General features: G+C 54.8%; 11 protein-coding genes. 8 read left to right on the plus strand and 3 right to left on the minus strand.

The window, feature by feature from the left end; genetic code table 11:
• Positions 1-205: 205 nt before the first annotated feature.
• A complete protein-coding gene (locus tag OKX01_RS04395; RefSeq protein WP_094195831.1) occupies positions 206-844 on the minus strand; it encodes a histidine phosphatase family protein in 639 nt (212 codons plus the stop codon).
• Between the two features lie 320 nt (positions 845-1164).
• Between OKX01_RS04395 and OKX01_RS04400 the strand changes: the two genes are divergently transcribed.
• A complete protein-coding gene (locus tag OKX01_RS04400) occupies positions 1165-2490 on the plus strand; it encodes a solute carrier family 23 protein (RefSeq protein ID WP_094195832.1) in 1326 nt (441 codons plus the stop codon).
• Between the two features lie 407 nt (positions 2491-2897).
• Positions 2898-3374, plus strand: a complete 477-nt coding sequence (greA, locus tag OKX01_RS04405; protein ID WP_094195833.1) for a transcription elongation factor GreA — start codon at positions 2898-2900, stop codon at positions 3372-3374.
• A 96-nt stretch (positions 3375-3470) separates the two neighbouring features.
• Here the strand turns inward: greA and OKX01_RS04410 are convergent, their stop codons facing one another.
• On the minus strand, positions 3471-4067 hold the full coding sequence (locus tag OKX01_RS04410; protein WP_094195834.1) for a YhbY family RNA-binding protein: 597 nt from the start codon (positions 4065-4067) through the stop codon (positions 3471-3473).
• Positions 4068-4084: 17 nt separating this feature from the next.
• Here OKX01_RS04410 and OKX01_RS04415 point away from each other — a divergent pair, with 17 nt between their 5' ends.
• The 5 genes from OKX01_RS04415 to OKX01_RS04435 all read left to right on the plus strand — a co-directional run bounded on the left by OKX01_RS04415 (position 4085) and on the right by OKX01_RS04435 (position 9801).
• Complete coding sequence (locus tag OKX01_RS04415; protein WP_094195835.1) at positions 4085-4723, plus strand: RlmE family RNA methyltransferase; 639 nt, start codon at positions 4085-4087, stop codon at positions 4721-4723.
• A gap of 107 nt (positions 4724-4830) precedes the next feature.
• Positions 4831-6744 (plus strand): ATP-dependent zinc metalloprotease FtsH, encoded by a 1914-nt coding sequence (gene ftsH, locus OKX01_RS04420; protein WP_319802197.1) that lies wholly within the window; start codon positions 4831-4833, stop codon positions 6742-6744.
• A 23-nt stretch (positions 6745-6767) separates the two neighbouring features.
• Positions 6768-7610: a dihydropteroate synthase gene (gene folP, locus OKX01_RS04425; RefSeq protein ID WP_162496907.1), complete on the plus strand. Its 843-nt coding sequence runs from the start codon at positions 6768-6770 to the stop codon at positions 7608-7610.
• Positions 7607-8950 (plus strand): phosphoglucosamine mutase, encoded by a 1344-nt coding sequence (glmM, locus tag OKX01_RS04430; protein ID WP_108727992.1) that lies wholly within the window; start codon positions 7607-7609, stop codon positions 8948-8950. Before folP ends, glmM begins: the two co-directional genes overlap by 4 nt.
• 68 nt (positions 8951-9018) lie before the next feature.
• Positions 9019-9801: a GNAT family N-acetyltransferase gene (locus tag OKX01_RS04435; RefSeq protein ID WP_094195838.1), complete on the plus strand. Its 783-nt coding sequence runs from the start codon at positions 9019-9021 to the stop codon at positions 9799-9801.
• Positions 9802-10096: 295 nt separating this feature from the next.
• Here the strand turns inward: OKX01_RS04435 and OKX01_RS04440 are convergent, their stop codons facing one another.
• Positions 10097-11587 (minus strand): Ppx/GppA phosphatase family protein, encoded by a 1491-nt coding sequence (locus OKX01_RS04440; RefSeq protein WP_264672532.1) that lies wholly within the window; start codon positions 11585-11587, stop codon positions 10097-10099.
• A 239-nt stretch (positions 11588-11826) separates the two neighbouring features.
• Here OKX01_RS04440 and ppk1 point away from each other — a divergent pair, with 239 nt between their 5' ends.
• On the plus strand, positions 11827-13899 hold the full coding sequence (gene ppk1 / locus OKX01_RS04445; RefSeq protein ID WP_094195840.1) for a polyphosphate kinase 1: 2073 nt from the start codon (positions 11827-11829) through the stop codon (positions 13897-13899).
• The last annotated feature ends 9 nt before the right edge of the window (positions 13900-13908 follow it).

Genomic DNA, 13908 nt, shown 5'->3' on the forward strand with positions numbered 1-13908 from the left:
AACCGCAAGAGTGCCTGTGGCTCTTCTTGGTATAGGGCTGTCGCTATCGTAAGGATAAAGCTTGCGGGCGTGGCGCTGGAAACACTGTCAGGAACTGATGAGGTGAGTCAGGCGGAGAGGACTCCGCACAAGTCTCAGGCTGGTTTATCGAACGCTGCAGCTGATCCGATCTGCGGATACCAGCCTGATCATGGCGATGTATGGCTTAGGTTTGCTCGTCCAGTGCCGTGTCCAGATGTGGCAACTGGCCCCACGAGGTACAGCTCCAGTTCAAGTCTGCATCAATGTTGAAGAAATTCAGGCTGGTATTCAGAATTGCGTGAGTACGCTTGGCACCGAGTGCCTGCTGGTTCAGCTTGCGCCAGACCATATCAATAACGCCACCATGTGCAAACACCAGCAGGCTCTTGCCAGCATGCGCCTGGGCCAGTCCTTCAAAACATCCCAGTACCCGAGTCTGAAACTGGCGTAGCGATTCGCCCCCTTCCACGGCGTAGTCGATATCGACGCTATCGTCGGGCTGATCCGGGCCATGGCGGCCTACTGCATCCCAGGCCTGGCCTTCCAGTGTGCCAAAGCCGCGCTCGCGCAGTCCTCGGATTTGCTGAATTTCAATCTCCCAGTGCTGACAGGCAATCGCCGCCGTCTCCGAGGCGCGTTGTAGATCACTGCTGATGACGGCGTCCACAGGCAGGCGAAACGCCGGGGACCTCAGGTAGTTTTGCAGGGCACGGGCCTGTTCGCGGCCGGTCTCGTTCAGTTCTATATCCTGCCAGCCTTGTAAACGGCGTACGGCATTCCAGGCGGTTTCACCGTGGCGGATCAGACAAATAGACGTACTCATGCTGGCGTAATCACTCTGCTAGGGAATCGGACTGCCAAAGGCAGGCTGATTGTCTATTGTAATGGGCCAGTCAAGCGCAGGCAGGTAGGCTGGATATATATCGCATATAACATGAACATCGAGGCTCAAAGGCGTTTGGGCATGTTCACCTGCCAGCTCTATGTTGGGGTTTACCGCTTACCACCTTATTTTCAGGTGCCTTGTTGAGGCTTTCACGTTTAAAATCATGCCTCAACGAATCGGCCAGTCTCTTGCAGGTGTGCTGGGTCAACGTATAACGAATTGCGCTGTATTTCTTTCTTCCTTCTCTGGAACCCTCTATGTCTCAGTCTTACTTTCCGCGTTGGCGCCGTGTATCCGGCAGCGAACCCGGTGCGGTCGTGCAGCCCGACGAGTGTTTGGCCACGCCGCAAAACATTGCCATGGGTGCTCAGCACGTGGTGGCCATGTTTGGCTCCACGATTCTGGCCCCTTTGTTGATGGGCTTTGATCCCAATCTGGCCATCTTGATGTCCGGTATTGGTACGCTGATTTTCTTTGTGTTTGTCGGTGGCCGGGTTCCCAGCTACCTGGGTTCCAGCTTTGCATTTATCGGTGGTGTGATTGCCGTTACCGGCTATGCCGGCAGTGGCCCCAATCCCAATATTGGCGTGGCCTTGGGGGCCATTATTATCTGCGGTCTGGTCTACACCTTGATCGGTGTTCTGGTCTGGGTATTCAATGCCCGTACTCAGGGTGGCGCAGCGCGTTTGATCAACCACTGGATGCCTCCTGTTGTCACCGGATCGATCGTGGCGGTGATTGGCCTGAATCTGGCACCCATCGCTGCCAAGGGCGCCATGGGGAGCGGCACCTTCGATTCCATGATGGCCTTGATGACTGTGTTGTGTGTGGGTGGTATTGCGGTCTATACCCGTGGGCTTGCCCAGCGCCTGTTGATTCTGGTGGGTCTGGCTTTGGCCTGCGTGCTGTATTGGGTATTTACCAATGTGATGGGCTACGGCACGGCGATCAATTTTGCTCCTGTTGCTCAAGCCGCCTGGTTGGGGCTACCCAGTTTTTCCGCCCCTGTATTCCAGGCCCACGCCATGACGGTGATTGTGCCGGTCGCCATTATTCTGGTGGCCGAGAACCTGGGGCACATCAAGGCGGTTAGTGCCATGACCGGCCAGGATCTGGATGGCTATCTGGGTCGTGCCTTTGTGGGTGATGGCGTGGCCACCATGCTGTCTGGCTCGGTAGGTGGTACCGGTGTGACAACCTATGCTGAAAATATCGGCGTGATGGCCGCTACCCGCATCTACTCCACGCTGGTGTTTGCCTTTGCGGCGGTGATCGCCATTTTCCTGGGCTTCTCGCCCAAGTTCGGCGCCGTCATCCAGTCCATCCCCGGCCCTGTGCTCGGTGGCATGTCCATCGTCGTATTTGGTTTGATTACCATTGCTGGTGCGCGTATCTGGGTGGTGAATCAGGTGGATTTCAGCGACAACCGTAATTTGCTGGTCGCGGCCGTCACCTTGATTCTGGGGGCTGGTAACTTCTCCTTGCAGTTCGGTGTTATCCGTCTGGATGGTATCGGTTGTGCCACCTTTGGTGCTATTTTGCTGCACGCTTTGCTGCGAGGCCGTCGCCAGAACATGGTGTAGTCGTCCCAATGCTGATCCATGCTGGCTCGGGCTGGACAAGGGGATTGTTCCTTCGCCAGTTGCTGTGCGGCAGCTTGTTGTAAACAGCCGCCCCTGCCGACTTCTGTTTTTATGCACAGGAGTTCCAGGGGCTTGCTATTTTCAGGCAGTTTGCCGACAATAGCTCTCACACCCCGGTTCTTCGCGGGGTTTTTTTCTGCCACAGAATTTCACTGTGTCGGAAAAGCCATATTGGGGCAGCCGGCAGGTTTGGCTTGAGCAGTGTGTTTGAATGTGCGCTGTAGGGTCAGCAGGACTTTCAAGTCGGCCGATTCAACCTGTTTGATTGTTTGTCCCATCATCGTTATCCCCCTATCTTCCAGGCGCTCCCGCTACGGAGCGTCTTTTACTTGTTAAGCAGGAATACTATGTCTGCGATCCCATTGACTGCGCAGGGCGCACAACGTTTGCAAGTTGAATTACACCGCCTCAAGACGGTGGAACGCCCAGATGTAATTAACGCTATCGCCGAGGCGCGAGCACAAGGCGATTTGTCCGAAAACGCCGAGTACGATGCTGCGCGTGAGCGTCAGGGCTTTATCGAAGGCCGCATTGCCGAGCTGGAAGGCACTTTGTCCAATGCCCAGATTATCGAACCGGCCACGCTGGAAGCTGATGGCCGCATCGTGTTTGGTGCAACCGTCGAGATCGAGGACCTGGAGTCCGGCAATACCGTGACTTACCAGATCGTCGGCGATGTGGAGGCCGACATTCGCGCCAACAAGATCTCCATTTCCAGTCCTGTGGCTCGTGCCTTGATTGGCAAGACAGAAGGGGATGTGGTCGAGGTCAAGGCGCCCGCCGGTATTCGTGAATACGAAATTCTGACGGTCAACTACGTGTGATCTTGCCTTGAGCAGCAGACTTGTTCTGCTGCTCCGTCAAGCGCGCAAAAGAAAGGCCCCTGTACATCGTGCGGGGGCCTTATAATTTACGGCAGTTTAGCGTTTGCCCGAACCACCCAGTCCACGACGTGCGCCAGCCCGCAAGGACATGGCACTGCCAGGACGGTTGGTATTGCTACGAGGCGCAGCAGCCGGTTTGCCCGTCGAGAACTTTTGAACGCTGCGCGGTGCGGCCGAGGCTTTTTTCTCCTGGGTGCTGCTGCGTTCAGCTTTCATTTCTGCACGGCGGGCACGCTCTGTGCCGCGAGTCCGCTGGACACCTGAAGCGGCCAGTTTCTTGGGCGTGTAGGGCTCCGAGGGTTTGCGCACCGCACGGGTAGGTTTTTCTACAGGCGCTCCCAAAACAGGGGGGCGTTCAATATTGGGTCTGTAGATGGTCAGGATTTTGCCCAGATGATGAATAGGGGCAGCATCGAGCGCATCGCAGATTTGTTCTAACATGGTCAGACGAGCCTGACGGTCATCACCGGCCACACGGATCTTGATGAGCTGGTGGGCCTGCAGGTGGACGGTGATCTCTTTGATCACGGCGTCGGTCAGGCCATTGTCTCCAATCAGGACAACTGGGCGCAGAGCGTGAGCAGCAGCACGAAGTTCGCTGCGCTCATGAGGTGTAAGGTTGAGTTTTGGCATAAAGAGATTGTACGGGAATGGCCAAGAAAAAATTCTCTAAAGAGTGGGTTCAGCAGCATATAAATGACCCTTACGTCAAATTGGCGCAACAAAAGGGGTATCGCGCGCGCGCGGCCTTCAAACTCAGTGAAATATTGGATCTTGAGAAGATTCAGGTTCAGGGCAAGGTGGTGGTGGACTTGGGGTCTACACCGGGCAGTTGGTCGCAGCTGATACGTGAGCGCATGGTCGGCCCCGGTGGCGTGCTCAATGGTCGCATTATCGCACTGGATATATTGGAAATGGAACCAATTGCCGGGGTAGAGTTCATGCAAGGCGATTTTCGCGAGGACTCGGTACTGGAGCAATTGCAAGATTCCTTGAAGGGTGCAGCCGTAGACCTTGTGATTTCAGATATGGCCCCCAACTTGTCGGGTGTGGCATCGGCCGATTCCGCCCGCATCCAGCATTTATGCGAGCTGGCACAGGAATTTGCCCTGCAGCATCTGACCGATGAAGGTGTGCTGATCGTCAAAGCCTTCCATGGCAGCGGGTTTTCCCAGATCGTGGAATCTTTCAAGCAGAATTTTGTCAGAGTCGTCGAGCGTAAACCCAAGGCTTCGCGCGATAAATCCGCCGAAACCTTTCTCGTTGCCCGAGGCTTGAAGGGCAGGTAATTTATGACTTGCTGGCCCTCGAATCGGGTAGAATGAACTATGTATGGCGCTTGTTCAGGTACGTGTAAGCGTATTTGGCAAGTTATCGCAATCGCAGGAGATTGGCTTTGAACAATTCGTTTTCCAAAGTCGCGATCTGGATGGTTATTGCGCTGGTGCTGTTTACTGTTTTCAAGCAGTTTGACGGCCGGCCACCAGCCACTGATGGCGTCACTTATACGCAATTCATGAATGATGCCCGTTCTGGTCGCATCAGCAAGGTAGATATTCAGGGCGATACCCTGCATGTCACGCCGGACTCTGGCCGCAGCTACACGCTGACGTCCCCCGGTGACCTGTGGATGGTGCCTGAGCTGGTGAAATCCGGTGTGCAGGTATCGGGCAAAGCCCGCGAAGAGCCCTCTTTTCTGACCAGTCTGTTCATCTCCTGGTTCCCCATGCTGCTTTTGATTGGCGTTTGGGTGTTCTTCATGCGTCAGATGCAAGGTGGTGGTAAGGGTGGGGCATTCAGTTTTGGCAAATCGCGTGCGCGCTTGCTGGACGAAAATACCAATCCTGTTACTTTTGCGGATGTGGCTGGCTGCGATGAAGCCAAGGAAGATGTGCAGGAGCTGGTGGATTTTCTGCGTGATCCCACCCGCTTCCAGCGTCTGGGTGGTCGTATCCCGCGTGGCATCTTGATGGTCGGTTCGCCTGGTACTGGTAAAACCTTGCTGGCACGTGCCATTGCAGGCGAGGCCAAAGTGCCTTTCTTCAGTATTTCCGGTTCCGACTTCGTGGAAATGTTTGTAGGTGTGGGCGCATCGCGTGTGCGTGACATGTTCGAGACAGCCAAGAAGCAATCGCCTTGCATCATCTTTATCGACGAAATCGATGCTGTGGGCCGTCAGCGTGGCGCAGGTCTGGGCGGTGGTAACGACGAACGCGAACAGACCCTGAACCAGTTGCTGGTCGAAATGGACGGTTTTGAAACCGGCCAAGGGGTATTGGTTATTGCTGCTACCAACCGTCCTGACGTACTGGATCCCGCTTTGCTGCGTCCTGGCCGTTTCGACCGTCAAGTCGTTGTTGGCTTGCCTGACATTCGTGGTCGCGAGCAGATTTTGAAAGTACATATGCGCAAAGTGCCTTTGTCCTCCAACGTGGACGCCGTGGTGCTGGCTCGTGGTACACCGGGTTTCTCTGGCGCTGATCTGGCCAACCTGGTTAACGAAGCTGCCTTGTTCGCCGCGCGCCGTAATGGTCGCACTGTGGATATGCAAGACTTTGAGCGTGCCAAGGACAAGATCATCATGGGTGCAGAACGCCGCACCATGATCATGCCCGAGGAAGAGCGTCGCAACACTGCTTATCACGAAGCCGGTCACGCCTTGGTAGCTTGCATGCTGCCCAAGACGGACCCGGTTCACAAAGTCACTATCATCCCTCGTGGTCGTGCTTTGGGTGTCACCATGCAATTGCCCGAAGGCGATCGCTACAGCATGGACAAAGAGCGCTTGCTGAATATGATTGCGGTTCTGTTCGGTGGCCGTATCGCTGAAGAAGTGTTCATGAATCAGATGACCACAGGCGCATCGAACGACTTTGAACGTGCAACGCAAATTGCTCGTGACATCGTGACTCGCTACGGCATGACAGACTCCCTGGGTCCTGTTGTCTACGCCGAGAATGAAGGCGAGGTCTTTCTGGGCCGCAGCGTTACCAAGACAACGCACGTGTCCGAAGCCACCATGCAGAAAGTGGACTCCGAGATTCGCAAGATTATCGACGAGCAGTACGCCGTTGCCCGCAAGCTGATCGAGGACAATAGCGACAAGATGCATGCTATGGCCAAGGCCTTGCTGGAGTGGGAAACTATTGATGCCGACCAGATCGACGACATCATGAAAGGTTTGCCACCACGGGCTCCTCATGTGCCCAACAGCAATGACAGCAATTCCTCCGACGGTTCTACGCCGCCAGCCGCTGGTCCTAAACCAGCCGATGACGAGGGTGCCGCGGCGACAACGCCAGTTGCTTAACTTACGTAGGCCAAGCCTATTTCATGAATTACCCTGAGTGGTCTTGTGGGCGCTTCCAGTTTGGGCTGGAGCGCCCTTTGGTTATGGGGATTGTGAATGTCACCCCAGACTCCTTTTATGACGGCAATGCTCATAATGACTTGCCTCGGGCGCTGGACCACGCCCGTCAGTTAATCGCCGAGGGCGCAGACATTCTGGACATTGGTGGCGAATCGACTCGCCCTGGTGCCGAACCCGTTTCCCTGGAACAAGAGCTCGAGCGCGTTATCCCTCTGATTGAAGGCTTGCGCGACAGTGGTGTGGCCTTGTCGGTGGATACATTCAAGCCCGACGTCATGCGTGCCAGCCTGGCGGCCGGCGCGGACATGATCAATGACATTTATGCTTTGCGCATGCCCGGCGCCATAGAAGCGGTCAAGGACTCCGATTGCGGCCTGTGTATCATGCATATGCAAGGCGAGCCCAAAACCATGCAAGAACAGGTTCACTATGACAACGTGGTCGTTGATGTACGTCATTTTTTGCAACAACGATGTGAGGCCATAGTCAGCGCAGGCATTCAATCCGAGCGTATCATGCTGGATCCCGGTTTTGGCTTCGGTAAAACAGCGGCACATAACTATCAGTTACTACGGGATTTGCAGCAGGCGGCAGTGCCCGGTTACCCCTGGCTTATTGGTTTGTCGCGTAAATCTATGATTGGCCATGTCACGGGAAAACCCGCCAGTGAGCGTTTGATTGGCAGTCTATCGGCAGCCCTTGCCTGTGTGGCACGGGGAGCAAAAATTGTGCGCGTCCATGATGTCGCCGCCACGCGCGAAGCGCTGGATGTGTGGAACGCGGTTGAATGTGGAGTCTCTGAATGAGCGATCGTAAATATTTCGGCACCGATGGTGTCCGTGGTGAAGTAGGTGGCCCGACCATTAACCCCGAATTCGCCCTGCGCTTAGGGTACGCTGCCGGTCAAGTTCTGGCTGCCCAATATGAAGGAACGGGCCGTCCTACCGTAGTGATTGGCAAGGACACCCGTATTTCCGGCTATATGCTGGAATCGGCGCTGGAAGCCGGCTTGTCGGCTGCGGGGATTGACGTGTTGCTGGCTGGCCCTGTGCCTACGCCTGCTGTGGCATATCTGACGCGCACCTTGCGCCTGACGGCCGGTATCGTGATCTCTGCCTCGCACAACCCGTATTACGACAACGGTATCAAGTTTTTCTCCGCACAGGGCACCAAGCTGCCTGACGAGATTGAGCTGAAAATTGAGCAGGCCATTGACCAGCCCATGCATTGGGTGAAGTCCGAGTCCCTGGGCCGTGCCCGTCGCCTGGCCGACTCGGCTGGTCGTTACATTGAGTTTTGCAAGAGTGCCTTCCCGAACGACCTGAACCTGAATGGGCTCAAGATCGTGGTGGATGCGGCTCATGGCGCTGCCTACAATATTGCCCCACATGTGTTCCGTGAGCTGGGTGCAGAGGTCATTGCCGTGGGTGTTCAGCCTGACGGTTTCAACATCAATCAGGAAGTGGGTGCGACCTATCCGGAGAAGTTGGCTGAGGAAGTGCGCAAGCACAGTGCCGATTTGGGTATCGCTCTGGATGGGGATGCGGACCGTCTGCAAATGGTTGATGCCCAGGGACGCATCTACAATGGCGACGAACTATTGTATCTAATTGTTGCGGATCATCTGCAGTCTCAGCCTGTCAAAGGCGTGGTTGGCACCTTGATGACCAACCTGGGTTTTGAGAAGAAAATGCAGGAATTGGGCGTGGAATTTGCGCGTGCCAAAGTGGGTGATCGCTACGTGCTGGAATTGATGCAGCAAAAAGGCTGGGTCTTTGGTGGTGAAAGCTCGGGTCACCTGCTGTGCCTGGATTGGCACACGACAGGCGACGGCATTATTGCCGCCCTGCAAGTGCTGACCGCCCTGTGCCATAGCGGTAAAAGCCTGCCAGAACTGACGGAAGGCTTGAAGATGTACCCACAAATTATGGTCAACGTGCCGTTGCAGCCGGGCCAGGACTGGAAAAACCATGCAGGTTTGCAACAGGCAACCCGTGACGTGGAGAAAATGTTGGGTGACCGTGGCCGGGTGCTTATTCGCGCATCGGGGACTGAACCCAAGCTGCGCTTGATGGTAGAGGCCGAGCAAGCCGATCTGGCTCAAGCCGGTATTGATACCTTGCTTGCAGTGGATTTAATGAAATAGTAATGTGGCTATCAAATACCTGAAACATTGTTTGTGCATGATGCATAAAAGTGTTTGGAGTCATCACGATGCTAAATCTTGAGCGCGAACGTACTGAAGTGGATTGGGGAAATACTTGGGCAGGGCATACTGTTGGAGGCTTGGCCTTGCGTCTGGCTCGTACCCAGGCAGAACTCGAATGCCTTCAGCGCTTGCGTTTTCAGGTTTTCACCCAGGAAATGAACGCCGTCTTTCCAGACCAGCATAATGGTCTGGATATAGACCGCTTTGACCCCTGGTGCGAGCATTTCATGGTTACCGAGCCCGGGGAGAACCGGGTTGTAGGGACCTACCGCTTGCTGACCCCTGAAAACGCAAGTAAAGCGGGTGGTTATTATTCGGAATCTGAGTTTGATATCAGTGCCCTGGATGTGCTGCGTCCCAGCATGGTCGAAGTGGGGCGTTCCTGCATCCATCCCGACTATCGTACTGGTTCAGCCATCATGATGCTGTGGGGCGGTATTGCTGCTCTGACGCGTGTCGGTGGTTATCGCTACCTTCTGGGTTGCGCCAGCGTCAGCCTGCGCGATGATGGGGTCACAGCCGCCGAGGTCTGGCGTGTGGCCCAAAAGTCCATGCAGGACAACAAGCATATCCCGCATGTGCAGCCTTTGAATCGCTATCCGGTTGAACGACTGAACAGCGATTTGCCAGCGCGTATCCCGCCGCTGATCAAAGGCTACCTGAAGCTGGGTGCCACGATTTGTGGAGCGCCAGCCTGGGATCCGGATTTCAATACGGCAGACTTTCCTGTCTTGCTGGATCTGGAGGCCATGGACGAACGCTATAAACGCCACTTTGGCCTGGTCTGATTGCGTACTGCTCAGGCCGGATCAAGTCGGGCCTGAATAGGGCCTGTGAATAAAAAGAACCCCCGAAAGTTGGATAGCAATCCAACTTTCGGGGGTTTTTTAGGTTTTGATGATCTGCTTGGTTTGGCTTGGCTTGTGGCTTTGCTGGGTATCGCTCAGCCCATTTATTGCTTGGCCAGTCAGTGTGAGTCACACGCCCGTCCGAGCGTCTGTCAGCCTGGGCCAGAGCAGCTACAGGCCGGGTGTATTGTTGTTCGACAGCCCACCCAGCCTCTACACTCTTAGCGCGTCCTGTTCAGACCAGCTCCAGGCTCAGATCATTGATATCACTTTGCCAGGCCTGTACTTCGGCCAGCAAAGAGGCCTGGGTCAGGGGATGGCTGGCCATCCACTCATGGTCCAGCTGAATCTGGACGGTTTTTCCACGAGTCCGCAGGCTTAGCGGTAAGGTTTCTCTGTCTTCACGGCGGCGCATCAACATGACCGCCAAGCGCAGGCTCAATAATGTCAGCCACCAGGTGTTATTGCTTTCAAAGCGTTTGAGCTTGCCCAGCTTGCCTTGATGACCCAGGCTAAGGAAGCTGAGCAACATCTGATCGTCATTGGAAAAGCCGGGCATATCGGCATGTTCCAGCACATAAGCGGTGTGCTTGTGGTAATCCGCATGGGCAATGCTCAGGCCTACTTCGTGCAGATCAGCGGCCCAACCCAGTTGACGTTGCAACTCCTGTACCTCTGGCGTATCGGGCAGCTTCAGCTGTCCGAAGAACTGCATGGCAGCGTCGTGCACACGATGCGACTGGCGCGTATCGACCTGATAGCGTTTCATCATTTGCTGCACCGTCTGGTCGCGCTGATCGTGCTCGGACTCTCGACCCAGCATGTCGTAGAGCACCCCTACTCGCAAAGCGCCTTCACCGGGCAACATCTGGCGAATTTTCAGCTCCTGGAAGGCGGCCATCATAATGGCCAGACCGGCTGCCAGCACTGGCGCGCGATGAGGCTTGATGCCGCTCAGGTTGCGCATGTCTACCTTGCCATCTTGTACCAGGCGTTTGCGCAAAAGCTCCATGCCTTCCAGGGTAATGCCCTTTTTGGACATGCCATTCTCTTGCAAGATAGCAACCAGACCCTTGGCGGTACCGGAGGAGCCATAGGCTTCCTGCCAGCCTGTCTTGCGGTACTGGCGCGTAATGCCCTCCAGCTCGCGACGGGCGGTCAGAATTGCATTGTTCATGCGCTCTTCGGTAATTACGCCATCGGCAAAGAATTTGTCGGTATAGCTGACACAGCCCATGTACAGGGAGGACAGCAGCAGGGGCTTCAAGCCCTTGCCAATAATCACTTCAGTCGAACCGCCACCAATATCAATCATCAAGCGGCGGTTGGGGGAGGGGGGCAGTTCGTTGCTGATGCCGGAGAAAATCAGACGGGCTTCCTCGTGGCCGGAGATGACCTCGATGGGAAAGCCAAAGGCTGCCTCGGCAGCCGGCAAAACCTCGCTTAAATTGCGTGCCACTCGAAAGGTGTTGGTGGCCACGGCACGAACGCGATTGGGGTGAAAACCGGCCAGACGTTCGTTAAAGCGTTTCAGGATGACGACAGCGCGTTCAATGGCGTCGGGACTGATGTACTTGTCCGGGCCCATGCCGGCGGCAAGTCGGACAGATTCATTAAGGCGGTCAATGGTGTAGATCTGGGCATGACCGTTGTGCTGAACGACTCGTCCAATGGATAAACGAAAGCTGTTGGAGCCCAGGTCCACAGCGGCAAGAAGTTGTTCCATGAGGCATTGCTCGGGATGATTACTGTGCGATTATAAGGACATTAATCATGGGTTTTGTTTCATAAACCGCAAAATTAAGAAAAGTTAGATCAAAAACCTCGCCACAGCGATGGTGTGATGTGTGCAAGTGCTCTGTCTGCTTGTGAGGGGGGTAGCCATGCGTCCAGGTCATCGCACTGTAATATTCATGTAGTAAAAGTCTCACGATCCTTCTTTTTTGGCTTTTTAACGATCTCACCATGCTGCCTTCTCCCGATTCGACCTTGCTAAACCGTGAGTTGTCCTTGCTCAAATTCAATGAGCGAGTGCTGGCCATGGCCGAAAATTCCACTACGCCTTTGCTGGAACGTTTGCGCTATATCTGTATTGTTAGCTCTAATCTGGACGAATTTTTTGAAATTCGTATTTCCAGCCTGAAAGAACAGATTTTGCAAAATCCTCATCAGGTGGGAGATGATGGGTTTTTGCCTCAACAGGCTTTTGACAAAGTTCAGGCTGCGACACATCAGTTGATCGATAGACAGAACGAGCTCTTGATGGCCGATGTATTGCCCAAGTTGATGGATGAAGGGATCGGGCTGTTGTTGACGGCGCACTGGACGCAGGCTCAACGGGAGTGGGCGTACCAAACCTTTATGCGTGATGTCATGCCTTTGCTCACGCCCATTGGCCTGGACCCGGCCCATCCTTTTCCTCGTGTCTACAACAAAAGCCTGAATTACATTGTTGAACTCAGTGGCGAGGACGCTTTTGGTCGTACCGGCACGATTGCTATTGTGCAGGCACCGCGTGCCTTGCCGCGTGTGATCCGGGTACCTGACGATATTGCCGGCATTCCCCAGGGTTACATGCTACTGACCTCATTGATCAGTGTTTTCGTGCAGGAGTTGTTCCCTGGTATGGATGTGAAGGGGTGCTACCAGTGGCGTGTTACCCGCAACAGCGATTTGTTTGTGGACGAGGAAGAGGTCACTAATTTGCGTGCCGCCTTGCAAGGCGAGTTGTCTCAACGTAATTTTGGTGCCGCTGTCCGTCTGGAAATCGACCATTCCATGCCCGAGCGTCTGGAACGCTTTTTGCAAAGTGAGTTTTCGCTGGAGGCACCCGACACCTATCGGGTGAGTGGCCCAGTGAATTTGTCGCGTTTGATGCAGTTGTGCAATGTTCCCGATCGCCCTGACTTGCTGTTTGCGGATTACCGAGCCCCCATTCCTGCCCCTTTTGATTCGTCCTTTGAATCACCTGCTCAGTTTTTTGACACGATTGCACGCAAGGACCAATTGCTGCATCACCCTTATCAGTCTTTTCAACCGGTCTTGAGCTTTTTGCGCGCAGCGGCGGCCGATCCAGCGGTGGTGGGTATCAAACAGACCATTTATCGCACCGGTGAGGATTCGGAGTTGATGAATATTCTTTTGTCGGCAGCGCGGGCTGGCAAGGAAGTGACGGTCGTTGTCGAGCTGATGGCCCGTTTTGATGAGCAGACCAATATCAACTGGGCGGCCAAGCTGGAAGAGGTGGGCGCTCATGTCAGTTATGGGGTGGTTGGCCACAAGACTCACGCGAAAATGGTGTTGGTCCTGCGCCGTGAAGCCGGTGTCATTCGCCGTTATGGACATTTGGGCACTGGTAACTATCACCCACGCACGGCCCGCTTGTATACGGATTTCGGGCTGCTGACGGCTAATCAGGAAGTATGCGAGGACATGGATAAGGTGTTTTCCATGTTGACGGGCCTGGGAGCCTGGCGACCGTTAAAGCAACTATTGCAATCACCCTTTACTTTGCATGACAGCATGATGGATCGGATTCAGGCCGAGACCGAGCGTGCTTTAGCGGGTCAAAAGGCCCGGATCATGGCCAAGATGAACTCCTTGCTCGAGCCCAAGATTATTCAGGCCTTGTACGATGCCAGCCAGGCCGGGGTCAGGGTGGATCTGATTGTGCGTGGTGCTTGCGCCTTGCGTGCCGGAGTGCCGGGCCTATCGGAAAATATTCAGGTTCGTTCGATTATCGGGCGCTTTCTGGAACACTCGCGTGTTTTCTATTTCTACAATGGTGGCCAGGAAGAGGTTTTTATCTCCTCGGCAGACTGGATGGATCGCAACTTCTTTCGTCGGGTGGAGTTGGGAGTGCCGGTACTGGATCGCAGCCTGAAAAGGCGGGTCATTGCCGAAGCCTTTACCTATGCCTTGCGGGATAACCAGTTGTCCTGGAAAGCCAGTCCGGATGGTACGTATAATCGCATCCGAAGTCGTGGTGCACCGTTCAATTTGCATCAGCATTTGATGCAGCGCCTCGGTGGTGTGTGAAAAATAAGA

This window comes from Alcaligenes sp. SMD-FA (assembly GCF_025960365.1).
In the GTDB taxonomy this organism is placed as follows: domain Bacteria; phylum Pseudomonadota; class Gammaproteobacteria; order Burkholderiales; family Burkholderiaceae_B; genus Alcaligenes; species Alcaligenes aquatilis.